Source organism: Streptomyces sp. NPDC037203 (assembly GCF_055605065.1).
The window spans coordinates 373,128-399,605 of the sequence record NZ_JBVJUC010000002.1; the positions used below are offsets into that span (position 1 = coordinate 373,128).

Here is a 26,478-nt window from a genome sequence, read left to right on the forward strand (position 1 = left end):
TCCTTTGCACGGGGTTGCCCACACACTAGATAGAGTAAAGGGGAAAATACGGAAAAACCCCCCCCCCCCCCCCCCCCCCCCCCCCCCCCCCCCCCACCCCCCCCCCCCCCCCGCGGCCGTCGTACGTCCCAGGCGGTGGGTCAGCCGATGGAGACCTTGTCCACCGCGGCCTCCGCGGCCGGGGCCGGACGGTCGCCCGTGACCTTCTGCTTGATGAAGGCGATCGCCACCACGACCGCCGCGACGAGCAGCGACAGCAGCACGGTCTCGCGGCCGTCGTGCTCGGTGTCGAACAGCATGTACACCAGGACCGCCACGATCACCGCGGCCGCCGCCCAGGTCAGGTACGGGTACAGCCACATCCGCACGACGAGCTTCTCCGGCGCCTCGCGCTGGATGATCCGGCGCATCCGCAACTGCGAGAAGCAGATGACCAGCCACACGAACAGGGCCACCGCACCGCTGGAGTTGACCAGGAAGAGGAAGACGGTGTCCGGGAACTCGTAGTTGAAGAAGACCGCCACGAAGCCGAAGACGACCGACGCGAGGATCGCCCACATCGGCACACCGCGCGAGGTGGTACGGGCGAACGCCTTCGGCGCGTCACCGCGCTGACCCAGCGAGAAGGCCATACGGGAGGCCGTGTACAGACCGGAGTTGAGACAGGACAGCACCGCGGTCAGCACGATGACGTTCATGATCTGGCCGGCGTGCGCGATGCCGAGGGAGTTCAGCGCGGCGACGTACGAGCCCTGCTTCACCAGCGAGGCGTCGTTCCACGGCAGCAGCGTGACCACGACGAGGATCGAGCCCAGGTAGAAGACGCCGATACGCCAGATGATGCTGTTGGTGGCCTTGGTGACCGCGCGCTGCGGGTCCTCCGACTCGCCCGCGGCCAGGGTGGCGATCTCGCTGCCCATGAAGGAGAAGACGACCAGCAGCACACCGGTGAGGATCGCGCCCGGACCGTGTGGCAGGAACCCGCCGTGACTGGTGAGGTTCGCGAAGGACGCCTTGTCGGTGTGCGCGCCCGGCAGCACACCGAAGATCGCGAGCAGGCCGACGACGATGAACGCGCCGATCGCCACGACCTTGATGCCGGCGAACCAGAACTCGAACTCGCCGTAGGAACCGACCGAGACGAGGTTCGACGCGGTCAGCACCAGCATCACGATGAGCGCCCAGCCCCACTGCGGTACTGCCGGTACCCAGCCCGCCAGGATCTTCGCGCCCGCCGTTCCCTCGACGGCGAGCACGACGACCCAGAAGAACCAGTACAGCCAGCCGATGGAGAAACCGGCCCAGCGGCCGAGCGCGCGGTCGGCGTGCTCCGAGAAGGAGCCGGAGGACGGGTTGGCCGCGGACATCTCGCCCAGCATGCGCATCACGAGGACGACGAGGGTGCCGACGAGGGCGTAGGACAGCAGAATGCCCGGTCCGGCCGCGGCGATGCCGGAGCTGGAGCCGACGAACAGTCCGGCGCCGATCACACCGCCGATGGCGATCATCGTCAGGTGCCGGTTCTTGAGGCCTGCTTGAAGTCCGGAACCAGGAGGGGTCATGGACGGATTCCTTTGCGCCTGTTGAGCGGGGGTTCCCGTACGGAAACGGGGTGCCGTGTGGGGTCCGGTACGGGATTCGTACGAGCGGTGTACGAGTCGGTCCAGTGAATCCGAGGCGAACGAATTCGGGAACCTCTGAATCCGGATTGTTACTTGAGGTTCCCTTGAGGTTCTATGGTCCCGCTCACATTCGACGACGAAATCCGTAGGTCTCCGGGTGTCGCATGAGTCACCGCCGGACCTCTTGACGGATGCCCTCCGGATGCCGCGGACCCCAGGCTGCTGCCCCGATTCCGGCGTGTCACACTCGTGTCATGCGCGTGTACCTCGGCTCCGACCATGCGGGCTTCGAACTCAAGAACCACCTCGTCGAGTGGCTCAAGGCGGCGGGGCACGAGCCCGTCGACTGCGGGCCGCACATCTACGACGCCCAGGACGACTACCCGCCCTTCTGCCTGCGCGCCGCCGAGCGCACGGCCGCCGACCCCGACGCCCTCGGCATCGTGATCGGCGGCTCCGGCAACGGGGAGCAGATCGCCGCGAACAAGGTGAAGGGCGTGCGCGCGGCGCTGGCGTGGAGCGAGGAGACCGCGTCGCTGGGCCGGCAGCACAACAACGCCAACGTGGTGGCCGTCGGCGCGCGCATGCACAGCACCGAGGAGGCGACCAAGTTCGTCGAGACGTTCCTCGCCACCCCCTTCTCCGGTGACGAGCGCCACATCCGCCGCATCGACATGCTGACCGCGTACGAGACCACGGGCGACCTCCCCCCGGTCCCCGCCCACCACCCCCAGCAGTAGTCCCCTTCTCTCCCCGCGCCCACCCCCGCCGAGCCGCTCGGCGACGGGTGGGCGCCGCGCGTACGGGGCGGCGGGCCCGCCTAGGCTGAGGGGACGAGTGGCGCCCTCCGGCCGAGCGAGACGGACGGGTGGGGACGGAAGAAGAGGACAGGAAAGGACGGCCCGCCTTGCCGGAAGGGCACACGATTCACCGGTTGGCGCAGGACTACGCCGCCCGCTTCCAGGGCACCGCCCCCCGCGTCACCAGCCCCCAGGGCAAGTTCTCCGACGCCGCCGCCCTGCTGGACCGCGCCGAACTGACCGCCACCGAGGCCCACGGCAAGCACCTCTTCCTGCGCTTCCGGGACACCGACTGGGTCCACATCCACCTCGGCCTGTTCGGCAAGGTCGGCTTCGGCGACGCCCCCGCACCCCCGCCCACCGACACCGTCCGGCTCCGGCTCGCGAACGACCTGTCGTATGTCGATCTCCGCGGCCCCACCACCTGCGCCCTGATCACCGGCGAGGAGAAGCGCGCCGTCCACTCCCGCCTCGGCCCCGACCCGCTGCGCGAGGACGCCGACCCGGCGGCGGCCTACCGGAAGATCAGCCGCAGCCGTACGACGATCGCCGCCCTGCTCATGGACCAGAAGATCGTGGCGGGCGTCGGCAACGTCTACCGCGCCGAGGTCCTCTTCCGCCATGGCATCGACCCCTACCGCGCGGGCCGCGACCTCACCCCCGCCGAGTGGGACGCCCTCTGGAGCGACCTGGCCGCCCTGATGCGGGAGGGCGTCCGCAACAACCGGATCGACACCGTACGACCGGAACACACCCCCGAGGCCATGGGCCGCCCGCCCCGCGTGGACGACCACGGCGGCGAGGTCTACGTCTACCGCCGCGCCACCCAGCCCTGCCACATCTGCGGCGACCACATCCGCACCGCCGGCCTCGCCGCCCGCAACCTCTTCTGGTGTCCCACCTGTCAGAAGCACTGACACTCCTTCGGGTGGGTTTACGGAATTCCGGTGCCTGAGCGAACCTGTGAACCCGCGCCCCGCACGGGGGACAAGCAGGACCTCCCGTGCCGAGCGGCCGGTGCGATGGATAGGGTCCCGAACTAATGGCAGCAGGACGAGACACGCGCGCGAAGGCGGACACGCTCACGGCCCGGTGGAGGATGCAGTGGCACCGGGCCCGCGTCGGGCTGCGCAGAAGCGCCGTCGACTACTTCCGCGGTGACGGCCCCGACTGGATCGCCTTCGCCGGCCTGCTGCTCACCGTCCCGCTTTTCGCGGCCATGACCCTGTTCGACTCCGTGTGGTGCTCCCCGGCCCTGCTGGTCCTGCCGATCGTGGCCGGCGGGCTGCTGCTGCGCCCGGCCAGCCTGCTCGGTCTGTACGCGGCCGCGGCCACCGCGCTGATCGTGGAGTCGGTACGCCTCGGCCCGTACACCGAAGGCCCCTCCCGCGTGACACCGGGCGTCGTCCTGGTGGTGGCCGCCTGCGGCTTCTTCGGCCTGCTCACCGCCCAGTTCCGCAGCCGCGTCGGCGTGCCCTGGCGGCGCGGCGGCACCATGCTGTTCGACCTGCGCGAGCGGATCCGGGTGCAGTCCACGCTGCCCAAGCTGCCCCGCGGCTGGCACCACGAGATGGCGCTGCGCCCCGCCGGCGGCCAGTCCTTCTCCGGCGACTTCGTGGTGGCCGCCCGCACCAACGGCGGCCGCACCCTGGAAGTCGTCCTGACCGATGTCTCCGGCAAGGGCATGGATGCCGGCTCCCGCGCTCTGCTGCTGTCCGGCGCCTTCGGCGGCCTGCTCGGCTCCCTGCCCCCGCACGCCTTCCTGCCCGCCGCCAACGGCTATCTGCTGCGCCAGGACTGGGAGGAGGGCTTCGCCACCTCCATCCACCTCGTCCTGGACCTCGACTCCGGGGACTACGAGCTGTACTCCGCGGGCCATCCGCCGGGCCTCCAGCTCAGCGCGGGCAGCGGCCGCTGGGAGGAGAAGTCCGCCGAGGGGCCGCTCCTCGGGGTCTACGACGGCGCCCAGTTCGACTCCGTCAAGGGCTCGCTGCGCCCCGGCGACGTCCTGATGCTGTTCACCGACGGCCTGGTGGAGACCTCCGACCGGGACATCGTGGAAGGCATCGACCGCCTCACCGGCGAGGCCGACCGCTATGTCGCCGGCGGCTTCCACGGCGCCGCCTGGCACCTCATCGAGGCCGTCGCCAAGGACGTCAACGACGACCGGGCGCTGCTGCTGATCTGCCGGCAGTCGCCGACCGGGCAGACGTCCCCCTGAGCCTTCGTCACGGAAGTTCGCCGATCCTGTGACAGCCCGCCCCCCGGGCTCGCCCTCCTTGCGTCCGGGAGTTCATAATCGGATGCGGTATGTGACAGGGCGGCGGGTGCCGTGGGAATGCGTCCGGGGGAGGCGATATGAAGTTCGACATGGGTGCGCAGACGTTGTCGACGCTGATGCGTGAGTCGCGTGGGTCGAGTCAGGATCTGGGCACGCTGATCCGGCTGTTGGTGCAGGCGGCGGAGCCGTTGGAGGGGAAGTTCAACGGTGCGGGGCGTACGGCGTTCGATCAGTTCAAGGCGCGTGCGGACGGGATCACGAAGGAGCTGAACGGTTCGTTGTCGGCGATCCTGGGTGGTCAGTCGGGGATGGAGGGCGCGTTCGGCTCGGGTGATCAGGAGCAGGGGGAGAACGCGAGGGCGCAGATGGGTGCGGCCAATTTCGACGCGGCGCGGTTCTCGGGTCGTTGAGTTCTTCGGGATGTCCGGTTCTTTCACGGGGAGTGGTGTGTGATGGCGGGTTCTGGTGCGGATCGCCGGTCGTACGACACGGGGGCGTCGGCGGATGTGCAGGGGAATCTGGCGGGGGTGATCGCTCAGTTGGAGTCGGTGATCGCGGCGCGGGACAAGCAGGTGAAGAAGGCGATGGCGGACTTCACGGCCGATGGTGTGGCGGATGAGTACCACGGCAAGGAGCAGCGCTGGAACAGTGCGTCGCAGGAGGTCCGGAACATCATCCATCTGCTGAAGACGACGATGGAGAAGAACGACTCGACGGCGCATTCGACCCTGGCGAAGGCGAAGTCGGCGGTCGACAACATCGGTTGACCGGTGGTCGGTTCACGAGGGTCATGGGGGATCGGGTATGACGGGCTGGGATCTGCATCCGCAGGGCATCAGTCAGGTGCTGTCGGTGACGGGGAAGACGGCGTCGCATCTGGAGACGCAGGCGAAGGATTTCGGGGCGCATCTGCAGTCGGCGGCGTCGAGTGCGGGCACGATCTCCGCCGGCGGCTCGGGCGGCTCGGGCGGCTCCGGCGGCCAGGGTGGTCAGGGCGGCAAGACGCAGGGCGGCCTGGTGGCGCTGGCGTTGTCGGAGTACGCCGAGCACGCGACCAAGGACCTGCAGTTCATCGCGGCGCGGGCCGGTAAGTCGTTGCAGGGCGCGGTGGACGCGACGACGGCCTACATGAACGGTGACGAGGCGATGGCGGCCCAGGCGCAGCGCGAGGCGTCCACGCCCGGGGTGAAGATGCCGGGGATCGGCAAGCAGTGATCAAGCCGGAGGAAATACCCGAGTTCACCGGTGACCTGGAGCAGTTGGAGAAGGACTACGGCTCCCTGAAGAAGGACGCGGGGCAGATCCGTTCCACGGGCGCGGATGTGCATACGCAGTTCCAGGGCCTGTCGGCGTACTACAAGGCCCCCGAGGCGGATCAGCTGTTCGCCTCGACGAAGCCGGTGTCGGACCGCGCGGATTCGTTCGGGACGGATCTGGAGACGGTGTCCGCGGCGCTGTCGGGGTATGCGGCCGAGGTCCGGCCGCTGGTGGAGAGGCTGAAGCAGCTCAAGCACGACGCGCAGGCGTTCGTCGACTCGGTCGAGGGCGACGACGACTGGCAGTACGACGAGGACAAGGTCAAGAAGAACAACCAGCTCCGCGACGATGTCACGGCGACGGTCGCGGCGTTCTGGGCGGCGGAGCGCACCTGCCACAACAAGATCACGGCGTTGTGGCACGGCACGCAGATGATCGCCGGTGACGGCACCGACAAGAAGAACATGTACGGCTACAGCGCGTCCGACCTGAAGGGCGCGAAGGGGCTGCCGTGGGGCGATCCGGTGGAGCAGAAGCACCACTGGTACGACGTCGGGCACTGGGTGAAGTCGTTCGTCTGGGACGGCATCGTGGTGGACGGCATCTGGGGCACGGTCAAGGGTCTGGGCACCCTGGTCGGTGTCGACGGCTGGGATGCGATGAAGACGGCCTGGAAGGGGCTGGCGCAGCTGGCCACAGGTCTCGCGTTCATGAGCAACCCCGTACTGGCGGTGGCGTTCTGGGCTACACCGGACAAGTACATGCCGTCGTGGCTGCGTGAGTCGCGCAATACGATGAAGCAGACCGGCAAGGCGTTGCTGGCGTGGGACGAGTGGGGCAAGAACCCCGCCCGCGCGGCCGGCGGGGTCACCTTCAACGTTCTCACCGCGGTCTTCACCGACGGCGCGGGCGCCGCGGCCGAGGGCGCGGGCAAGGCGGGCGCGGTCGCGAAGGCGATCTCGTTCGCGGGCAAGGCCGGCCGGGTCATCGACCCGATGACGTACGTCATGAAGGGCGCGGGCGCCGGCCTGTCGAAGATCGGCGATATCGGCAAGGCCCTCAAGGGCGCCGGGAAGATCGACATTCCCAAGCTCCCCGACAACGCGATCACCCTGCCCCGCGGAACCGTCCACCTCCCCGACGGCACGGTCCGCCTCCCCGAGGGAGCCCCGCTCCCCAAAGACGCCGTCCGCCTCCCCGACGGCAACGTCCGCTTGCCCCACGACGCACCCCTGCACCCGGCGGGCACGGACCCCCTGCACACCCCCGAAGGCACGCCCCCGCTGTTCGCCGACGAACACGGCAACATCGTGGACCACAAGGGCGACGTCCTGATGCACCACGACGGCGGCCCCCCGGACATCACCCACCGACCCCCCACCGGCTCGGACCTCCCCCACACCCCGTCCCCGGCCAAACAACCAGCCCTGATCGGCGCAGGCACCCACGGCGCGGAACAGGCCGGCGAGCACATCAAACTCGGCGACAGCACCGGCCACGACCTCGGCGACCCCGGCCGCCCGACCACCCATGCGGGCGACCACCTACCCGGCGGCCACAGCGGCGACCACCTGCCCGGCGGCACCGCACACGAGCATGGGTCAGGGCCCAGCGCCAGCCATGAACCGCCGCACAGCGGCCAGGGCGGTCACCACACGGACGGCCCCTTGGGGCAAGGTGACGGACCTCGGACGGTGCACCATGACCCGGCCACCGGCGGGCCCGCGGAAGTGACGGGCGGGCCGGGCCATCATCCGGGGGTGGGAGGAAGCCACCCGTCCGGGGCCGGCGGCGGTCACGAGCCCCCGCACGTGGACTACAGCGAGGGGGACGAGCGGCCGTCCGCGCCGACTGGGCGCATGCAGCCGGACCAGGAAGCGACGGTTGCCGAGCAACTCGCGCGCGCCAAGATGCCACCCGCGGATATCGAGAAGTCACTCGCAGGACTTCGAAGGAGTGAGTACGGAGCCGGAATCGCCAAATACATCAGCGACGGAAACCTTGCGGACCTTCCTGGCTACGACGACCTCCTGTCCCAGTGCAAGCAGGTCAGCAAGCACAGCGATATGAGTCCCGCCGTCTATATGGCGATGGAGCACGCCACAGAACTGCAAAACCGTGGTGTACAAGGGCTTGCGCTGGAAATGAAAGTGCCGGAAGACGGCCTCGACCTGGACGTATTGGTGAAGTCCGGCGACCGGATCGAATATGGTGCGCAGCTGAAGGACGTCGCGAGTGCGTCGGGGCTCAACAGTGCGACGAAGGGCATCGCGGAGAAGCAGCTGGTTGGTAGCATTGACGGGCAGAAGGTCGCAATTCTGGATGTGCATGACACCAAGGAAGCGCTGACGGACAAGATTCTCGGGCGCATCGCTCATCGCGCTAGGATCACGAACGCCACCTTCATTTTGCGCTTCGAGGATGGCTCGATCACCGTCCCCGCCAATGGCCCCACATATCCGTGAGGAAGTAATCGATGTCTCTGCTCATGCGCGCGCCGCGCGAATGCGCTTCCTGGTTCTGGGATTTGGAAGATTATGCCTCCCCTGGGCTGTGCTCGGCGCTCGGCACCGCTGCGCGTATGTCGGCTGTTCTGCGGGACTACGAGCTGCTGAAGCCGAGTGCCCTGGAGTGGCACTGGGCCGTGCCGGGCCGAGGCTCGGTCGCGAAGACTCGTCTGCCCCTGCCGAGGCCACTCGACGGCGAGCAACTGGCGGCACAGGTCGAGGAATTGCGTCCTGTGGCGTTCCCGCAGGCCGAGTTCAGCGGATTTCTCGTCACCGGGCCGGGTATGTGGCTCGATGAACGCGGTGTGCAGCGCCAGGAATACGGTCTGGTGGAATTGACGGTCTCTGCGGAGCCTCTGGGTCTGTCGGCTGATGTTGCCGTCCATCACGATATCTGGGGCCCATTCGACTTCCGCGGTACGCCGCATCCGGAAGTGCACCAGCAGAACGCTCCGCGGCTCGCCGCTGCACTCAAGGATCTGGACGGGCTGCTCGGTGTGCCGGCCGAGCCCGGTCAGCCGACGTATTTCGGCAGGGCCGAAGGCTATGGAGTCGGCGAGCCGGAAGTCACGGATGGCCGCGGACCGGACCTGACTGATCTGCTCTGAGGGTGCGGATCACGGACATCGCCGCCTCCCGGCGCCTGCGGGAATGGATCAGTGCCGGCGAAGGGGGACTCGACGTCATCGGGCTCGACCTCGGCGGAGCCGATCTGTCGGGTGGCGATTTCTCTGAATCGTGGTTCACCGATGCCAGGTTGGCGGGTACGAAGCTGGCGGGCGCGGAGTTGTACCGCTCGGACGCTCAAGGGGCCGACCTGACTGGGGCCGACCTGACGGGATGTTCTCTCGTCCGCGTGAATCTCGATGACGCGATCCTGCGGAACGCGATTCTTGACGACGCCAATCTGGTGAAGGCGTCGCTCTACGATGTCGATGCGTCCGGCGCCAGCTGCCGTGGCACCCGCTTCATGGGTTCCTCGCTGCTGGGGGTGGACTTCCGCTCCGCGGATCTGAGCAATTCGGTATTCGACGAGAACGCGTTCCGGGTGACCCTGGATCAGGGTACGAAGCTCGAAGGCGCGTCCGGAACGGTTTTCGGGCCCGCCACGGTCGAGGACGAAGAGGGCTCACGGGAACTCTCGGGAGCAGAGCTCCAGAAATGGCTTCAGGGCCGTGGCGCAGAACTCCGGGTACTGAACGCCCCCAACGAGCCCTAGACCCCCGGCACTCGGCAGCGCGCAGCAACACTTCGGGCCAAGGAGAGACGCGTTGGTCGCGATCGTTCCACGCCACCCCTGCCCCACGGGGAACGCGGCGGCGGGTCTCGCCGTGCTCGCCGAGAACGCCTCACGGGCGATCGAAAGGCTGGAGACCAACTCCGGCACCCCGGAGGACGCTCTGCGTACCAGGCTCACCCTCGCCAAGTCGCACTGTCTGCTCGACCCCGAAGCAGCGCAGCTCCCCATGTGGGAATCCTGGGTCGACGCCATACAGGTCGGCTCCGCCGTGTTCGTCACAGCGCTCACGACCGACGAACGTGTGAGCTGCCGCATCGCGGACAAGGACCGCACGCTCCAAGCCACCGGCCCGCAGCCGTACGTGCGGCGCAGACCTCGGGGCGAAACCGGTGGCCGCGGTCGACGGCACGGAACCGGCGGCCATCGCGGTGGCGGACCCGGAGGTGGTGGCGAAGCTGCTGTATCCACCGGAGGGCGGCCTCCCCGGTGGGATGTCGCATACGCCTCGGCGCCCTGGGTATGCCGGTTCCGTGGAGGACTCCCGGTTGCGTCCGCGAAACCGGTCGACCCGGCTGTGCCACCCGCGCGTTCGTGTTCTATCTTGCACGGGCAAAGTGAGGGGACCCTGTATGCCGTACGACGGGCTGTCCGAAGCGCCGGGCATGACGCTCGCCGAGGTCGAGGCCGTCGCGTGCGCCGCGCACGCCGGGCAGCGGGACAAGGCCGGACGCCCCTACGCCGAGCACCTGCGGGCCGTCGCCGAGGGCGTACGGGCCCGTGGTGGCGGTGCCGAGCTGATTGCCGCCGCCTGGCTGCACGACGCGGTCGAGGACGGGGTGCTCGGCGAGGAATGGCTGGCGGCGGCCCCGCTCGCCCAGCGCACCAAGGACGTCGTACGGGCCGTGACCAAGCGGCCGGGGGAGGAGCCGCGGGCGTACGCCGAGCGGATCCTGGCCACGCCGGGCGCGCGGCTGGTCAAGGCGGCCGACCTCGCGCACAACGCCGACCCGCGCCGGCTGGCCGCCCTGGACGAGCCCACCGCGCGGCGGCTGACCGGGAAGTACGCCGCCATGCGCGAGTACCTCGGGCTCACCGCCGACGGTGCCACCGCCGCCCCCGCCACCGCCGCCGACTGACCGACCACCGACCGCAGAGAACACAGGCACGGGGGACCAACTCAATGGCACGGGACTACGACAGCCAACTGCTGGAGTCGGTGGCGGTACGCCGGCGCCGGATGCGCGATGCCCTGCTGTTCGGCGCGCAGCGGGCCCGGCGCTCGGCGGACGAACGGCTCGGCAAGGTGTTCGCGGGCATCGCGATCGCGGCCGTCCTGTGCGCCGGCTGCGTCGGCTGGTCCTTCCTCCAGGCCACCCTCGCCAAGCAGAAGCAGCAACAACAGCAACAGCAGCAGTACGGCATCCCCTCCGCACCGCCGTCCTCGGCGTCCTCGGCCCCGATTTCGCGATGATAGGTTCCGGTGAGTGGTGAGCACAGCAACGACGTCCCGGACACAACTGAGCCGGGTCACGCTGGTCGGTGAACGCCGCAGGGCCGACATCGTCCTGCCGTCGGACACCCCGATCGGCCAACTGCTGCCCGACATACTCCGGTTGCTCGACGACCGGACCGCCGCCCGGCCCATGACCCGGCAACTGGTCACCCCCGACGGCTCGGTACTGCCCCACGAGGCCACGCTGGCCTCGGCCGACGTGCCCGACGGCGCCGTGCTCCACCTGGTGCGCGCCCATGCCGCGCCGCCCGCACCCGTCGTGCACGACGTCACCGACCAGGTCGCCGACGACCTCGATCTGCGCGCCTGGCGCTGGCGGCCCGCCGCCCGCCGGGCCAGCGCCGGGGTGGCCAGCGTCCTGTTCGCCGTCGCCGCGGCCCTGCTGGCCCGGCGCGAGTTCGCGCTCGACTCCGTCGCCCTCGCGCTCGCGACCGTCAGCGTCGTCTTCCTGGCGAGCGGCGCGCTCGTCGCCCGGATCGGCGCCGGCAACCGGGGGCTCGCCACCGCGCTGCTGTTCGCCGCCGGGGGACTCGGGGTGCTCGCCGCCTGGACCGCCGCCGACGCGCACGGCTGGTCCGGTCCCGCCCGGCTGGCCGGGGTCGCCGCCGCGCTGGTGCTCACCCTCGTGCTGCTCGCTTATTCCTCCCCGTTCGGCCGCGGCGCGCTCATCGGCGCGGGCGCGGGCGCCGGTATCACCCTGGTGTGGGAGGCCGTCGCCGCCGTGCAGGACCGGCCGGACCGGCTCGGCGCGGTGATGGCCGTGTTCTCCGTCGTCCTGCTCGGAGTGCTGCCCCGGCTCGCGCTGATGGCCTCCGGTCTGACGGGACTGGACGACCGGCGTTCCGCGGGCGCGTCGGTCAGCCGCCACCAGGTCGCCAACGCGCTCGCCGCGACCCACCGGGGGCTCGCGCTGGCCACCATCGCGACCGTCGCCTCGGCCGCCGCCGGAGGGTGGCTGCTCACCTCGGCCGGGCAGCCGACCGTGTGGACGATCACCCTCACCTCGCTCACCGCCGTCGTCCTGCTGTGCCGGGCCCGTGCCTTCCCGCTGGTCGCCGAGGTGGTGGCGCTGTTCGGCGCGGCCGCGGTGCTCGTCGTACGGCTCGCCGTGGAATGGATGGACCACGCGGGCGGGGCCGGCCCGCTGGTGCTGCTGTGCGCCGCCGGGGCGCTCCCGCTGCCGGCCCTCGTGGCCCAGCCGGCCGAGCATGTGCGGGTGCGGCTGCGGCGGATCGGCGACCTGATCGAGTCCGCCGGTCTGATCGGGCTTTTCCCGCTCGCCGTCGGCGTGTTCGGCATCTACGGGCAACTGCTCGACAAATTCTGAGGCCAGGGCAGGGGTGAAGGGCGACATGCCGAACGGGGAGAACTGGCAGGGCGACGTGTTGCGGGAGCTGAGGGGCGGCACGCCGCAGCAGCCCGCACCGCAGCAGCCGCTACAGGGGACCGCCGCACCGGGGCAGCAGGCCGGACCCGCGCAGGGACCGGCGTACGGCCCCCCGCAGCAGCCGCACACCGACGCACCGGCACACCACCACCACCAGCAGCCGCCGCCGCACGCCGGGCACCGGCAGCAGACCGGGGCCGCGCGGCGCGCCACCCCCGAATCCCGGCCGGTGCTCGACAAACGGCTCGCCTCCGCCGCGCTCAAGCCGCGCCGGGGCGAACCCTTCGGCACCCGCGCCCTGCGCGCCGTACGCCGTACCGTCTCCTCCTCCGCGGCCCGCGAGGTCGCCGGTGCCGCCGCGACCGCCGAAGTGCTCCAGCAGGCCGTCACCACCGGCCGCCAGATCGCGGTGACGTCCATCCGCGGCGGCTCCGGCAAGACGACCGTCACCGCGCTGCTCGGCACCACCTACGCCCACTACCGCCAGGACCCGGTACTCGTCGTCGAGGCCGACCCGGCGCTCGGCTCGCTGCCGCTCCGGCTCGGCGCCCAGGCGCTGCGCTGGACCACCGGCGACCTCGCCGCCCTGGTGGAACCCCAGATGTCGCTGCTCGACGTCACCGGCTACCTGGTCCAGCTCCACGGCAACTCCTGGCTGCTGCCCGGCAGCCAGGGGCAGGTCGGCGCCATGCTCGACACCAGGGCGTACGAACGGGTCATGGTCTCGCTGCGCCGCTACTTCGGGGTGACCGTCGTCGACTGCGAGACCCTGCCCGCCGAGGTCGCCCGCACCGCGCTGGCCGCGGCACAGGCCCGCGTGCTCACCGTGCCCGCGACCCTGGAGGGCATCGCCAGCACCCGCGCCGTCCTGGAGTGGATGCGCAACCTGCCCCGGCACGTGCTCGCCTCCACCGTCGTCGTCCTCACCGAGACCGCCCCGCACCCCGGCCTCGACCTGCGCAAGGCCACCGAGGAACTGACCGAGGCCGGGGCCACCGTGGCGGCCCTGCCCTACGACCGCCACCTCGCGGCCGGCGGCACCATCCACACCGGACTCCTCGCCCGCGCCACCCGCGACGCCGTCACCCGGATCGCCGCCGAGGTCTTCCGGCTCTCCCAGAAACAGCGCTGACCGCCCGGCGGGAAGGGACCGAGGAACCCGAGGACGAGGCAACGACGATGAGCACACGACTGATCCACCGCCCCGCGCGCACCACCCGGCCGCCGGCCGCGCCCGAGCCGCGCACCATAGAGGCACCGCCCAACCTGCCCGAGGGCAAGGCCGGTTCGGTGCTGCACTCGCTGCTGCCCATCGCCGGGGTCATGTCGTCCGTCGTGATGATGACCGTCGTACGCAACAGCCAGTTCGCCGGGCTCGGCGCGATCATCCTCGTCGTCACCCTGACCGGCTCCCTCGCCATGGCCTTCTCGCAGCGCGGCAAGGCCCAGCGCACCCGCCGCACCCAGCGCGAGGCCTACCTCGCCTACCTGGAGGAACTGCGCGAACAGCTGGCCGGGGAGGAACGCGAGCGGCGCGAGAGCGCCCAGGTGCTCGACCCGCCGCCGGACGCCCTCTACGACATCGTGCGCGACCCCGCCCGGCTGTGGGAGCGGCGCCGCACGGACGGCGACTTCCTGCGGGTGCGGGTCGGCACCGGCCGGATGCCGGTACGCGATCTGAAGATCGCCCAGCAGGGTTCCTCCGTGCTCACCCCGCCCGACCAGTTCATGCTCAACGAGGCCTCCGCGCTGACCGCCCGCTTCGGCACCGGCTCCGAGCTGCCGCTCACCGTCCCGCTCGACCGCGTCGGCAACGTCAGCGTCATCGGCCCGCGCGAGGACACCCTGCGCGTCGCCCGCGCGCTGGTCCTCCAGACCGCCGCCGCCCACGCCCCGGACGACGTGGCCCTCGCCGTCGCGGCACCCGGCGACCGGCTGGCCGACTGGGAATGGGCCAAGTGGCTGCCGCACCTGCTGGACACCGAGCAGTACGACGGCCCGGTCGCCGCCCGCCGGATCGCGCCCTCGCTGCCCCAGCTCGCCCGGCAGATCGGCGCCGAGCTGCGCCGCCGCGCCTCCTACGCGGCCGAGGTGCGCCGCGGCCTGTCCGGCAAGGACGCCCTCGCCATGACCTCCCGGCTCCTCGTCGTCGCCGACGCGCACGGCGAGGACGCCGTGGACCTGCCGCGCCCCGACGACGCGGTCGGGCTGCGGGAGATGGGGGTCACCGTGCTGCACCTGCTCGACGAGCGGGTGCGGGAGCCCGGCAGCGTCGGGGTGCGGATCACCGTCGACGGCGCCCGCGTCCTCATCGAGGACCTGCGCGCGGACGAGCCGGTCAGCTCCAGCGGCACGGTCGACGAGGCCGGGACCGCGCTCGCCGAGGGGCTGGCCCGGATGCTCGCCCCGCTGCGGCTGTCCGCGGAGTCCCTGGTCGACGCCCCGCTGACCGGCCCGGTCGACTTCGCGGAGCTGCTCGGCATCGAGGACGTCGCCCGGCTCGACCTGGAGCGGCTGTGGGCACCGCGCGGCGAACGCGCCTTCCTGCGCGTCCCGATCGGCGTCGGCGACGGCCGCGAACCCGTGCTCCTCGACCTCAAGGAAAGCTCCGAGCTGGGCATGGGCCCGCACGGACTGTGTGTCGGCGCCACCGGCTCCGGCAAGTCCGAGCTGCTGCGCACCCTCGTCCTCGCGCTGGTCGCCACCCACCCGCCGGAGGATCTCGCGCTGGTCCTCGTCGACTACAAGGGCGGCGCCACCTTCGCCCCCTTCGCGGGCCTCCCGCACGTCGCCGGTGTGATCACCAACCTGGAGAACCAGGCCGGCCTGGTCGAACGCGTCCACGCCTCGCTGGCCGGCGAGGTCAAGCGGCGCCAGCAGGTCCTCAAGGAGGCCGGCAACGTCGCCGACATCGGCCACTACGCCGCCCTGCGCGCCGAGCGGCGCCCCGACCTCGACCCGCTTCCCCACCTGTTCGTGGTGATCGACGAGTTCGGTGAACTGCTCACCGCCAAGCCCGACTTCATCGACCTGTTCCTGTCCATCGGCCGCATCGGCCGTTCCATCGGCGTCCACCTGCTGCTGTCCAGCCAGCGCATCGAGGGCGGCAAGCTCAAGGGCCTGGACACGTATCTGTCGTACCGGCTCGGTCTGCGCACCTTCTCCGCCGACGAGTCCCGTACCGTCCTCGACACCACGGACGCCTTCCATCTGCCGCCGCTGCCCGGCTTCGGCTACCTCAAGGTCGACACCAGCCACTACGAGCGGTTCAAGGCGGGCTACGTCTCCGGCGGCTACCGCGGCCCCGTCCAGCGGGAGACCGGGGACACCGGGCCGCTCGCCCTGGAGTACCCGGCGTACAACACCCTGGGCCAGGAGGAGGACACCGGGCCCGAGGAGCCGCAGCTGCGGCGCCGGGAGACCGGGCCGACCGAGATGGGCGTCATGGTCCGGCAGATCGAGGACTCCGGCGCCCCTGCCGTGCGCCGGATCTGGCTGCCCCCGCTGCCCGGTGCCATCGCCCTCGACCAGGTCGCCGGCCCGATCGAGGTGGGCGCCCGCGGCATGCGGCTCTCCCGGCGCCGGGGCCCGCTCCAGGTGCCGCTGGGCCTCCTGGACGACCCGACACGCCAGTGGCAGGGCCAGTGGTACCTGGACCTCACGGTGGCGGGCGGCCACGCGGCGGTCATCGGCGGCCCCCAGTCCGGCAAGACCACCCTGCTGCGCACCCTCGCCCTGTCCCTGGCGCTCACCCACACCCCGCAGGAGGTCGGCGTCTACGGCCTCGACCTGGTCGGCGGCGGCCTCCAGGCGCTGTCCGCGCTGCCGCACGTGGGCGGGGTGGCGGGCCGGGCCGACCGGGAGCGCTGCGCCCGCACCATCGACTCCGTGCGCGGCATGCTGGACCAGCGCGAGGAACTGTTCCGGCTGCACAACGTGGACTCCCTGGAGCAGCTGCGGACCCTGCGCGCGGCCGGGCGCGTGCCCGAGCTGGCCTCCACCGAGATCGTGCTGCTCATCGACGGCTTCGGCGCCCTGCGCGACGACTTCGAGGAACTCGACGACGCGGTCGGCGACATCCTCAGGCGCGGCAGCGGCTACGGCATCCACGTGGTCGCCGGCATGCTCCGCTGGAACGACGTGCGCATCGCCGCCCAGTCCCAGTTCGGCACCCGCGTGGAGCTGCGGCTGAACGACGCGGGCGAGTCCAGCATCGAGCGCAAGCTCGCCCAGACCCTCGCGCCCGAGGAGAAGGGCCGCGTCCTCACCGACGGCAGACTCTTCGCCCAGGTCGCCCTGCCCCGCACCGACGGCATCGCCGACACCGCCGACCTCGGCGCGGTCCTGGAGCGCACGGCCCGTACGATCCGCGCCACCTGGACCGGCGAGACCGCCCAGCCGGTCCGGGTGCTGCCGCACCTGCTGGAGCCCCACCTGCTGCCCGGCCCGGCGGCCGAACCGCACCGGGTCCCGATCGGCCTGGACCAGACCCAGCTGGCGCCGGTCCTGCTCGACCTGTTCCGGCACGACCAGCACCTGCTGATCATGGGCGACAGCGAGTGCGGCAAGACCAACCTGCTCAAGGCCGTCGCCGAGGGCCTGATCGAGCGCTACGGCGAGGAGGAACTGGTCTTCGGCGTCATGGACCCGCGGCGCGGGCTGCGCGGCGCCATCCCGGAGGAGTACCGGGGCGGCTACGCCTACAACGCCAAGCTGAGCGCGGCCCTGTCCGCGGGCATCGCCACCGAACTGGAGAAGCGGATGCCCGACGAGAGCGCGGACGCCGCGGACCTGGAACCGGGCAGCTGGGGATCGGGCCCGCGGATCGTGATCCTGGTCGACGACTACGACGTCCTCACCACCGCGGGCCAGCAGCCGCTCGCCCCTTTCCTGCCGTACATCCCCTCGGCCCAGGACATCGGGCTGCACTTCGTCCTCACCCGCCGGGTGGCCGGCGCCTCCCGCGGCCTGTACGAGCCGCTGCTGCAGAGCCTGCGCGAGTCCGGTGCCTCGGCGCTGGTGATGGCGGGCGACCGCGGCGAGGGGCAGCTGTTCCCCGGTGTGTACGCCGGCCCGCAGCCGCCCGGCCGCGGCCTCCTGGTCCGCAGGGGCGAGCCGAACCGGCTGATCCAGACCGTGTACGCGGGCGACCGGTAGAACAGACAGGGACGGGAAGACCATGACGAAGGACGTCGTCGCTCTCACCAGGAAGATGCCCGACCCGCTCAGCGTGCTCGCGGCCCTGCTCGCCGGCGGCCCGGACGTGCTGGCCGGCGCCGCGGGAGGCGGCGCGGTGGTGCAGCTCTGCGACGCGCAGGGCCGCCCCCTGGTCTCCGTCGAGGCACCCCTGCTGGTGCAGGTCAGGGGGGAGGCGCGGCGGCTGCTCGGGGCGAGCGAGCCGGAGCCGCCGTACTGGTGGACGGAGGCCCGTGCCACCACCGGGGTCAAGCAGGCCGAGGAACTCGCCGGGACCTTCGCGGCCCGGATCGCCACCCTGGTCGGCGGCACCGCCTGGCCGCGGGAGGCGGCGCGCTCGCTGGCCGTGGTGAAGACGGACGGGATCCGCGCGGTGCCGGCCCCGGCCGCGGCGCAGCCCGCCGTGGACGTGCTCACCGACAAGGTCGCCGTGGTGATCCAGGACCGTCCGGTGGTCGCGATGACCGCCTGGCTCTCGGACGCCTTCCGGGCCGCCGCCGACGCCGGACTCGGCCTCCAGATCGTCACCCCCGCCGGGACGCGGCTCTCCCCGGCGGTCCGCAACAGCCTGCCGGGCTGGCCCTCGCGCTGGGTCGTGCAGGACGAGCGGGACGGCTACTACGACGGCCTGTCCGGGGCCGTACTGCACTGGCACGACGGCATGTTCGCGCCGGTGCCGTCCCCGGACCCGGAGGCGACCCCGGAGGAGCCCCGCACCCCGATGGCGAAGGCGTTCGCCCCCGCGACCGCGGACGACGGCGAACGCCAGCTCGCCGTGTCCTTCCGGGCCGTCCACCCCGCGGACGAACGGCTCGTGCTCGGCGGAGCCCTGGAGGCCGTATGGCGTGAACTGACCGGCGAGCCGCCGGCCGGCTGGGGCACCGAGGAGCCCGTCAACCTGCCGTGGTCGCCGCGTCGGCTGACGGACGTGGCGTACGAGCGGGCACCCCGGCCGACCTGGCTGGTGGCCGTCGGCGGCCCGGAGCGCCCCGGACTCGCGACGGTCCGGGTCAGCCGGACCGAGGCCGGGGTGGAGGAGGACGTCACGCTGGCGTTCGGTTACGGGCCGGGCGAGGAGCTTCCGGCGGAGGACGCCGTGGTCCGGGCGGCCGAGGTCCTCGCCACCCGGCACGACCTCCAGTCGATGCTGGTGCAGGTCCGCCGGGCCCGCCGTGATCTGTCCGTGCCGCCGCGCTTCGAGGGGCCCGGCGTCCCGTACGCCTTCGTGCTCGGCGCCGACGAGGTGCGGGAGATGCCCGGCGACCGGGCCCGGCGCACCCCGCTGCCCCGGCAGCCGCGCGAGCTGGGCCCGAAGCGCCGCCCGGCGTTGTACTACCCCCTGCCGGGCAACCCCTCGGACCTGTCGGGATGGGCGGACTTCGACCTGCTGACGAGGCACCTCAAGGGCGACTGAGGGGCCGCCTCGGCGCGCGGCACCGGGCGCCCGGTGCCGCGCGCTTCGCCCTCAGACGCCCGCCTTCACCGGCTCCCGCTCCTTGCCCTGCCGTTCGCGGGCCAGCTGGGTCGCGTCCTGGACGAAGGCCCACGCCATCCTGGGTTCCATGGCGAAGCGGAACACCCGCTGCACCGGCTTGGTGCACAGCACCGTGACGGTGGCCACCGCGAGGACGGTGACGACGGCCGAGCCGTAGTCGCCGTAGCGCAGGGCGATGTCGAAGCCGCCCAGGAAAAGCACGCTCTTGATCACGAAGCCGTGCAGCAGATAGCCGTACAGCGTGCCCGCGCCGAGCGCGGTGAACCAGGTACGGCGGCCCGGTACCCAGGCCAGGAAGCAGGCGGTGAGCAGCACGGCGCAGCCGAACATGGCCAGCGTCATCAGCGGCCCGATCCACCACGGGGCGCCCAGCTCCTGCGCGGAGTCCTGCCGGTAGAACCAGTTGTCGTTCATATGGGGCGCGGTCCACCAGCCGATGGCCAGCGCCGCCGCGAACACCGGCAGCGACAGGATCCGCATCCGGCGGGTGCGCATCAGCGCGAAGTGCTCCGGCTTCAGCAGCAGTCCGAGGACGAAACACGGCAGGAACTGCAGGATGCGACCGAAGTCCAGGCTGTCGTCGACCCCCGGCGTGACCGAGCCGAGCATGGCGAGCCCGAGCGCGACCGGCAGCGGCCAGCGCACCAGCTTCCACAGGGGACTGGTCATCCGCCACACGAACAGCGCGAGCAGGAACCAGGTCAGGTAGTACGGCGAGAAGAGGTTGATCGGACCGCCCATGTGGCCCGCGTACCGCTTGAACAGCGAGTAGGCGAGCTGGAACAGCACATACGGCACCGCGACGCCGGTGACCAGGCGCTTCAGCCGGTCCGGGCGCATGTCGAAACTGCGCGAGAAATAGCCGGAGATGACGATGAACGCCGGCATGTGGAACGTGTAGACGACGTTGTACAGGTCTTCGAGGGCCCGGTTGTCGGTCTTCAGGGGGGACCAGGAGTGCCCGATCGCGACCAGTGCGATGGCCAGGTACTTGGCGTTGTCGAAGAACGGATCGCGCTCTTTGCCGGGTCTGACCGCCTTCGCCGGCTCCTCCTGCGGGCGCTGCGGGGCGCGCGGTCCGGGCACTCCGTCCGCCGGCGACTGCGCCGGGGGGAGCGTCCGTGGGTTCTGGCCGGGGGAGGAGGCGGCGTCAAACATCTCAGGCACCCTAGCGTCGTCGGCGGGATTCCGTAAAACCATCCTCGTCATTCCTGGTTATCGCCTTCGTATGCCCCCGGATTTTCCGAACTTGCCTCCGGTGCACGCGTGATGGTGCACACACGGAGGTCCACCGTTGGCCCCTGATGTCCAGATTCATCCCCAATAATTGGTGCATACCGCACCGGGGTGCCTATGGGGTGTCCATACGAGTGACATCAATTCGAATTACCTGCACACGAGATGTGTGGGCATGGAAACGAACCGGCCCGATTTCGGCCGGAGTACCGCGCGGGTGTCCCTCGAATTGCAGTGCGGTGCGTCGCCCGCGCCGGGGCGCCGGTACGACATCCCGTCAGGGGCCGCATGGAGCAGGCCCGTTGGTGGCACGATGGTTCTGGCGGGGGTGCGGGCCGTATCCCCGGGCCGGGAGCGGGACCGACCGAGGGTTGTGATCAGTTGTGGCCATTTCGCTGTCCGTAGTGGTGCTGTTGGCGGTCATCCTGGTGGTGCTCATCAGGGGGAAGAGCCTCAAGGCCGGACCGGCCCTGGTCGCGGTCCTCTTCGGCTTCTTCCTGGCCTCCAGCGGCATGGCGCCGTCCATCCAGCGGTTCCTGAACTCGATAGCGGACTCGATCTCCTCGATCAAGTTCTGACCGGCCGCCCGCTCGCGGACCCCGTCCGGCCCCGCCACCGCCCGGCCGGGCCGTACGCGGCTGTGCGGCAGGCACCCGTGCGGCAGGTGTCCGGGTCGGGCGGTACGGCCAGGGCTGCGGTGGGCGCGTCGATCACCAGGCGTCGCCGCTGGGGCCGACGGCGGACGGAAAAGGCCCAGGTGAGGGTAAATTTACCCCCTGACCTGGGCCTTCGCCGTTCAGAGCGGGCGACGGGAATCGAACCCGCGTAGCTAGTTTGGAAGACTAGGGCTCTACCATTGAGCTACGCCCGCAGCGCTGCGCCGCAGGTCCGGGGACCGCGGCACTCAGGCATCGTAGCGGGTCGTCCGCCGCTTGGGCCAACACGTTCCGCCCGTGGACGCCACGCGCCCCGCCGCGGAGAATGCGGCCGGCGTGGACCGCCCGGCCATGTACCCTACGTGTCGCACACGAACGGGGTGTGGCGCAGCTTGGTAGCGCGTCCGCTTTGGGAGCGGAAGGCCGTGGGTTCAAATCCCGCCACCCCGACCACCGATCGGCCGTCCCTGCCGATTCCCGGCCGCGTCCGCCGACGGCGCCGGGAAGATCGCCTTTTGGGGCGCCGAACACCTGCGGTTACTATGCAAGCTGCACGCCCGTGTGCCCCGGCCCTCACGGCCTACGTACTCCTCCGGGCGGCGAATCCGCCGGAGCTGTCTGGCTCCGGCAGAAACCAAGCAGTCAGCCACAAGGAGACCGAACCGTGAAGAGCGCCGTGGAGACCCTGAACCCGACTCGGGTTCGGCTCACTGTCGAGGTGCCCTTCGAGGAGCTCAAGGACAGCCTCGACGCGGCGTACAGCAAGATCAACCAGCAGGTCACGGTGAAGGGCTTCCGCAAGGGCAAGATCCCTGCCCGCGTCATCGACCAGCGGTTCGGCCGCGGTGCGGTCCTGGAGGAGGCGGTCAACGACGCGCTTCCGAAGTTCTACACCGAGGCGGTCAACGAGGCCGAGCTGAGCCCGCTGGGCCAGCCCGACGTCGACATCACCGAGCTGAAGGACGGCGAGACGCTGAACTTCACCGCCGAGGTCGACGTCCGCCCGGCCCTCGAGATCCCGGACTACTCCGGCATCGAGGTCGAGGTCGACGCCATCGAGGTCACCGACGAGGACGTCGAGAAGTCGGTCGAGCAGCTGCGCGAGCGCTTCGCCTCCACCTCCCCGGTGGAGCGCGCCGCCGAGGACGGCGACGTCGTCACCATCGACCTGGAGGCCAAGGTCGACGGCGAGGTGCTGGAGGACGGCATCGCGAGCGGCGTCTCGTACACCATCGGCTCCGGTGAGCTTCTCGACGGCATCGACGACGCCGTCAAGGGCCTGTCCGCCGGCGAGGAGGGCACCTTCACCTCCGAGCTGAAGGGCGGCTCCGCCGCGGGCAAGGAGGCCGAGGTCACCGTCAAGGTCACCCAGGTCGCCAAGCGTGAACTGCCGGAGCTGGACGACGAGTTCGCGCAGCTCGCCTCCGAGTTCGACACCCTGGACGAGCTCAAGGCGGACAGCCGCAAGCGCCTCGCGGACATGAAGGAGTTCGACCAGGCCACGCAGGCCCAGGAGCGCGTCCTGGAGAAGCTCCTGGAGCTGGTCGAGGTCCCGGTCCCCGAGAAGCTGCTCGAGGACGAGGTCAACACCCGCAAGCACAACCTGGAGCACCACCAGCTCGGCCAGATGGGCCTCACCCTCGACAAGTACCTGGAGATCCAGGGCAAGACCGCCGAGGAGTTCGAGACCGAGACCCGCGAGGCCGCGGTCAAGGGCATCAAGACCCAGTTCGTCCTGGACGAGCTGGTCAAGAAGGAGCAGCTGAACGTCAACCAGGAGGAGCTCACCGAGCACCTCATGCGGCGTGCGGCCTCCTCCGGCATGTCCCCCGACCAGTTCGCCCAGGCCGTCGTCGAGGGCGGCCAGGTGCCGCTCCTGGTCGGCGAGGTCGCCCGCGGCAAGGCCCTGGCCGTCGTGGTCGAGGCCGCCACGGTGAAGGACACCAACGGCGAGATCGTGGACCTCGGCGACGACGAGGACGAGGCGGCCGAGGCGGCCGAGGCCCCCGAGGCCGAGGCCACCGAGGAGTCCACCGAGGCCTGAACCGCCTCACAGCACCTCTGAAGCGCGCACGACGGGCCTCCGGGACTTCTCGGGGGCCCGTCGCCGTACCCGGCGCGGACAGCCGGCCCACGGGGCGCCACAGGCCGCATCCGGCCCCGCGTCCCGGCGCCGACCGCACCCCGCGGCCCCGTCCGCACCCCGCCTCACCCCAGCCGAGCGCTACGCCCCCGGCGAACAGTCGCTACTCCGGGATTCCCCGAAGGTGCCCGAGCGTTAGGGTCCATGAGTACGGGGGCAGGGGAGTCTCCTGAAACTCCCGAACCCCCGGCAGGACGACGTGAGACGGCCCGGCGCCGTCGTGAGACGAGCAGGTGGATACGTGACGAATCTGATGCCCTCCGCCGCCGGCGAGCCCTCCATCGGTGGCGGCCTCGGCGACCAGGTCTACAACCGGCTGCTCGGCGAGCGGATCATCTTCCTCGGCCAGCAGGTCGACGACGACATCGCCAACAAGATCACCGCTCAGCTGCTGCTCCTCGCCGCCGATCCGGACAAGGACATCTACCTCTACATCAACAGCCCCGGTGGCTCGGTGACGGCCGGCATGGCGATCTACGACACCATGCAGTACATCCCGAACGACGTGGTCACCATCGCGATGGGCATGGCGGCCTCCATGGGCCAGTTCCTGCTCACCGGCGGCGCCGCGGGCAAGCGCTTCGCGCTGCCGCACGCGGACATCATGATGCACCAGGGCTCCGCGGGCCTCGGCGGCTCGGTCACGGACATCAAGATCCAGGCCGAGTACCTGCTGCGCACCAAGCACCGCATGGCCGAGCTGACCGCGCTGCACTCCGGCCAGACCTTCGAGACGATCACCCGCGACGCCGACCGCGACCGCTGGTTCACCCCGGAAGAGGCCAAGGAGTACGGTCTCATTGACGAGATCATCACGAACGCCTCGGGTGTTCCGGGAGGCGGCGGCACCGGTGCCTGACCGGCCCGGCCACGCCACGCACCGCCACCACCCACGCCCCCCAGAACGCCACCAGGACGGTGAACATCCCATGAGCAACTTCCCCGGCGCGGCCAGCGGCCTGTACGAAGGGCCCCGGCCCGACGCGCGCTACGTGATCCCGCGCTTCGTCGAGCGCACCTCCCAGGGCGTCCGCGAGTACGACCCGTACGCGAAGCTTTTCGAGGAGCGCGTGATCTTCCTGGGCGTCCAGATCGACGACGCCTCCGCCAACGACGTCATGGCGCAGCTGCTGTGCCTGGAGTCGATGGACCCGGACCGGGACATCTCGATCTACATCAACAGCCCGGGCGGCGACATGACCGCCCTGACGGCGATCTACGACACGATGCAGTTCGTGAAGCCCGACATCCAGACGGTGTGCATGGGCCAGGCGGCCTCCGCCGCGGCCGTGCTGCTCGCCGCCGGCACTCCGGGCAAGCGCATGGCCCTGCCGAACTCCCGCGTGCTGATCCACCAGCCGGCCGGTTCCACCGGCCGCGGGCAGCTCTCCGACCTGGAGATCATCGCCAAGGAGTTCACCCGGATGCGCGAGCAGCTGGAGAACATGCTGGCCAAGCACTCGAACCAGCCGCTGGAGAAGATCCGCGAGGACATCGAGCGCGACAAGATCCTCACGGCCGAGGAGGCGCTGGAGTACGGCCTCGTCGACCAGATCATCTCCACCCGCAAGCTGAACAACGCCGAGGTCCGCTGACGCGGAGCGGCGCGCTCTCAGGCCCCCACGGCAGGGCTCACGGCAAGTGAACCCTGCCAAGGGGGGCCCGAACATCGGGCCCGGCAAGGTACCGTCGGACATAAGGCAGCACCAGGAGCCGCTGGAACGCAGTGTCCAGGCGGCTCCCAGGCGAAGGGGAAGCACACCGTGGCACGCATCGGTGACGGCGGCGATCTGCTCAAGTGCTCGTTCTGCGGCAAGAGCCAGAAGCAGGTCAAGAAGCTCATCGCAGGGCCCGGTGTGTACATCTGCGACGAGTGCATCGATCTCTGCAACGAGATCATCGAGGAGGAGCTCGCCGAGACCAGCGAGGTGCGCTGGGAGGAGCTGCCCAAGCCCCGCGAGATCTACGAGTTCCTCGAGGGCTACGTGGTCGGCCAGGAGGCCGCCAAGAAGGCCCTGTCCGTCGCGGTGTACAACCACTACAAGCGCGTCCAGGCGGGCGAGAACGGCGGCGGCAGCGGCCGTGACGACGCCATCGAGCTGGCGAAGTCCAACATCCTCCTGCTGGGCCCCACGGGCTCCGGCAAGACCCTCCTCGCCCAGACCCTGGCCCGCATGCTGAACGTGCCGTTCGCCATCGCCGACGCGACCGCGCTCACCGAGGCGGGCTATGTCGGCGAGGACGTGGAGAACATCCTCCTCAAGCTCATCCAGGCCGCCGACTACGACGTCAAGAAGGCCGAGACGGGCATCATCTACATCGACGAGATCGACAAGGTGGCCCGCAAGAGCGAGAACCCCTCGATCACCCGCGACGTCAGCGGCGAGGGCGTGCAGCAGGCCCTGCTGAAGATCCTGGAGGGCACCACCGCCTCGGTCCCGCCGCAGGGCGGCCGCAAGCACCCGCACCAGGAGTTCATCCAGATCGACACGACGAACGTGCTGTTCATCGTGGGCGGCGCCTTCGCCGGTCTGGAGAAGATCATCGAGGCGCGCGCGGGCGCCAAGGGCATCGGCTTCGGCGCCACCATCCTGTCCAAGCGCGAGCTGGAGTCCAAGGACGTCTTCGAGGACATCATGCCGGAGGACCTGGTCAAGTTCGGCATGATCCCCGAGTTCATCGGCCGGCTGCCGGTGATCACCTCGGTGCACAACCTGGACCGCGAGGCCCTGCTGAAGATCCTCGTCGAGCCGCGCAACGCACTGGTCAAGCAGTACCAGCGCCTCTTCGAACTCGACGGCGTGGAGCTGGACTTCGAGCGCGAGGCCCTGGAGGCCATCGCCGACCAGGCCATCCTCCGCCAGACCGGCGCCCGCGGTCTGCGCGCCATCATGGAGGAAGTCCTCCAGGGCGTGATGTACGAGGTCCCGTCCCGCAAGGACGTCGCCCGCGTCGTCATCACCGCCGACGTGGTCCTCTCGAACGTCAACCCGACCCTGATCCCGCGCGACGCCCGCGGCAGGGGCTCGGGCGAGCAGAAGACGGCGTAAGCAGCCGCCCGTACGACGCCGAAGGGGCCCCGGTCACTCGACCGGGGCCCCTTGCGTGCCGTGGGGGTGTCCGACAAGCCGGCAAGCCGACAAGG

The 26,478-nt window shown here is 70.6% G+C and carries 22 protein-coding genes and 2 tRNA genes; 21 read left to right on the plus strand and 3 right to left on the minus strand.

Features of this window, described 5'->3' with window-relative positions; genetic code table 11:
* Positions 1–140: 140 nt before the first annotated feature.
* Positions 141–1,562 (minus strand): amino acid permease, encoded by a 1,422-nt coding sequence (locus tag ACZ7EC_RS06160; protein ID WP_471058676.1) that lies wholly within the window; start codon positions 1,560–1,562, stop codon positions 141–143.
* 314 nt (positions 1,563–1,876) lie between these two features.
* Here ACZ7EC_RS06160 and ACZ7EC_RS06165 point away from each other — a divergent pair, with 314 nt between their 5' ends.
* The 15 genes from ACZ7EC_RS06165 (at position 1,877) to ACZ7EC_RS06235 (ending at position 19,217) form a co-directional block, all read left to right on the plus strand.
* Positions 1,877–2,362, plus strand: coding sequence for a ribose-5-phosphate isomerase (locus ACZ7EC_RS06165; RefSeq protein WP_397985940.1), 486 nt, complete (start codon positions 1,877–1,879; stop codon positions 2,360–2,362).
* 167 nt (positions 2,363–2,529) lie between these two features.
* Positions 2,530–3,339, plus strand: a complete 810-nt coding sequence (locus ACZ7EC_RS06170; RefSeq protein WP_471058678.1) for an Fpg/Nei family DNA glycosylase — start codon at positions 2,530–2,532, stop codon at positions 3,337–3,339.
* A gap of 125 nt (positions 3,340–3,464) precedes the next feature.
* Positions 3,465–4,643: a SpoIIE family protein phosphatase gene (locus ACZ7EC_RS06175; protein WP_471058680.1), complete on the plus strand. Its 1,179-nt coding sequence runs from the start codon at positions 3,465–3,467 to the stop codon at positions 4,641–4,643.
* 137 nt (positions 4,644–4,780) lie between these two features.
* Complete coding sequence (locus tag ACZ7EC_RS06180) at positions 4,781–5,113, plus strand: hypothetical protein (protein ID WP_397985943.1); 333 nt, start codon at positions 4,781–4,783, stop codon at positions 5,111–5,113.
* Positions 5,114–5,155: 42 nt separating this feature from the next.
* On the plus strand, positions 5,156–5,470 hold the full coding sequence (locus ACZ7EC_RS06185; RefSeq protein ID WP_471058682.1) for a pore-forming ESAT-6 family protein: 315 nt from the start codon (positions 5,156–5,158) through the stop codon (positions 5,468–5,470).
* 37 nt (positions 5,471–5,507) lie between these two features.
* Positions 5,508–5,918: a DUF6507 family protein gene (locus ACZ7EC_RS06190; protein ID WP_471058684.1), complete on the plus strand. Its 411-nt coding sequence runs from the start codon at positions 5,508–5,510 to the stop codon at positions 5,916–5,918.
* Positions 5,915–8,425 carry a hypothetical protein gene (locus ACZ7EC_RS06195; protein WP_471058686.1) on the plus strand — a complete coding sequence of 837 codons (2,511 nt, stop codon included), beginning with the start codon at positions 5,915–5,917 and terminating at the stop codon, positions 8,423–8,425. Before ACZ7EC_RS06190 ends, ACZ7EC_RS06195 begins: the two co-directional genes overlap by 4 nt.
* An 11-nt stretch (positions 8,426–8,436) precedes the next feature.
* Entirely contained in the window at positions 8,437–9,075 is a 639-nt protein-coding gene (locus ACZ7EC_RS06200) for a hypothetical protein (protein ID WP_471058688.1), read from the plus strand.
* A 2-nt stretch (positions 9,076–9,077) separates the two neighbouring features.
* Positions 9,078–9,686 carry a pentapeptide repeat-containing protein gene (locus ACZ7EC_RS06205; RefSeq protein WP_471058690.1) on the plus strand — a complete coding sequence of 203 codons (609 nt, stop codon included), beginning with the start codon at positions 9,078–9,080 and terminating at the stop codon, positions 9,684–9,686.
* A gap of 650 nt (positions 9,687–10,336) precedes the next feature.
* Entirely contained in the window at positions 10,337–10,843 is a 507-nt protein-coding gene (locus ACZ7EC_RS06210) for an HD domain-containing protein (RefSeq protein ID WP_471058692.1), read from the plus strand.
* A 44-nt stretch (positions 10,844–10,887) separates the two neighbouring features.
* Positions 10,888–11,178 carry a hypothetical protein gene (locus tag ACZ7EC_RS06215; protein ID WP_471058694.1) on the plus strand — a complete coding sequence of 97 codons (291 nt, stop codon included), beginning with the start codon at positions 10,888–10,890 and terminating at the stop codon, positions 11,176–11,178.
* Positions 11,179–11,191: 13 nt separating this feature from the next.
* A complete protein-coding gene (gene eccD, locus ACZ7EC_RS06220; RefSeq protein WP_471058696.1) occupies positions 11,192–12,547 on the plus strand; it encodes a type VII secretion integral membrane protein EccD in 1,356 nt (451 codons plus the stop codon).
* Positions 12,548–12,572: 25 nt separating this feature from the next.
* Complete coding sequence (locus ACZ7EC_RS06225) at positions 12,573–13,739, plus strand: nucleotide-binding protein (RefSeq protein WP_471058698.1); 1,167 nt, start codon at positions 12,573–12,575, stop codon at positions 13,737–13,739.
* A 47-nt stretch (positions 13,740–13,786) separates the two neighbouring features.
* Positions 13,787–17,764, plus strand: a complete 3,978-nt coding sequence (gene eccCa, locus ACZ7EC_RS06230; protein ID WP_471058700.1) for a type VII secretion protein EccCa — start codon at positions 13,787–13,789, stop codon at positions 17,762–17,764.
* A 22-nt stretch (positions 17,765–17,786) separates the two neighbouring features.
* The gene (locus ACZ7EC_RS06235) at positions 17,787–19,217 is read left to right on the plus strand and encodes a DUF6177 family protein (protein ID WP_471058702.1); all 1,431 of its coding nucleotides are present in this window, start codon (positions 17,787–17,789) and stop codon (positions 19,215–19,217) included.
* Positions 19,218–19,268: 51 nt separating this feature from the next.
* Here the strand turns inward: ACZ7EC_RS06235 and ACZ7EC_RS06240 are convergent, their stop codons facing one another.
* A complete protein-coding gene (locus ACZ7EC_RS06240; protein ID WP_471058704.1) occupies positions 19,269–20,456 on the minus strand; it encodes an acyltransferase family protein in 1,188 nt (395 codons plus the stop codon).
* Positions 20,457–20,917: 461 nt separating this feature from the next.
* Here ACZ7EC_RS06240 and ACZ7EC_RS06245 point away from each other — a divergent pair, with 461 nt between their 5' ends.
* On the plus strand, positions 20,918–21,112 hold the full coding sequence (locus ACZ7EC_RS06245) for a hypothetical protein (protein WP_037651818.1): 195 nt from the start codon (positions 20,918–20,920) through the stop codon (positions 21,110–21,112).
* A 222-nt stretch (positions 21,113–21,334) separates the two neighbouring features.
* On the opposite strand, the gene ACZ7EC_RS06250 is transcribed toward ACZ7EC_RS06245, so the two are convergent.
* Positions 21,335–21,405 (minus strand) — tRNA-Gly (locus tag ACZ7EC_RS06250).
* Positions 21,406–21,566: 161 nt separating this feature from the next.
* Here ACZ7EC_RS06250 and ACZ7EC_RS06255 point away from each other — a divergent pair.
* The 5 genes from ACZ7EC_RS06255 to clpX all read left to right on the plus strand — a co-directional run bounded on the left by ACZ7EC_RS06255 (position 21,567) and on the right by clpX (position 26,383).
* Positions 21,567–21,643, plus strand: a tRNA-Pro gene (locus ACZ7EC_RS06255).
* A 211-nt stretch (positions 21,644–21,854) separates the two neighbouring features.
* Entirely contained in the window at positions 21,855–23,234 is a 1,380-nt protein-coding gene (gene tig / locus ACZ7EC_RS06260; RefSeq protein WP_471058706.1) for a trigger factor, read from the plus strand.
* Positions 23,235–23,586: 352 nt separating this feature from the next.
* Complete coding sequence (locus ACZ7EC_RS06265) at positions 23,587–24,192, plus strand: ATP-dependent Clp protease proteolytic subunit (RefSeq protein WP_085568519.1); 606 nt, start codon at positions 23,587–23,589, stop codon at positions 24,190–24,192.
* Between the two features lie 70 nt (positions 24,193–24,262).
* Positions 24,263–24,928, plus strand: coding sequence for an ATP-dependent Clp protease proteolytic subunit (locus tag ACZ7EC_RS06270; protein ID WP_397985959.1), 666 nt, complete (start codon positions 24,263–24,265; stop codon positions 24,926–24,928).
* A gap of 168 nt (positions 24,929–25,096) precedes the next feature.
* Positions 25,097–26,383 carry an ATP-dependent Clp protease ATP-binding subunit ClpX gene (gene clpX, locus ACZ7EC_RS06275; protein WP_471058708.1) on the plus strand — a complete coding sequence of 429 codons (1,287 nt, stop codon included), beginning with the start codon at positions 25,097–25,099 and terminating at the stop codon, positions 26,381–26,383.
* Positions 26,384–26,478: the final 95 nt, after the last annotated feature.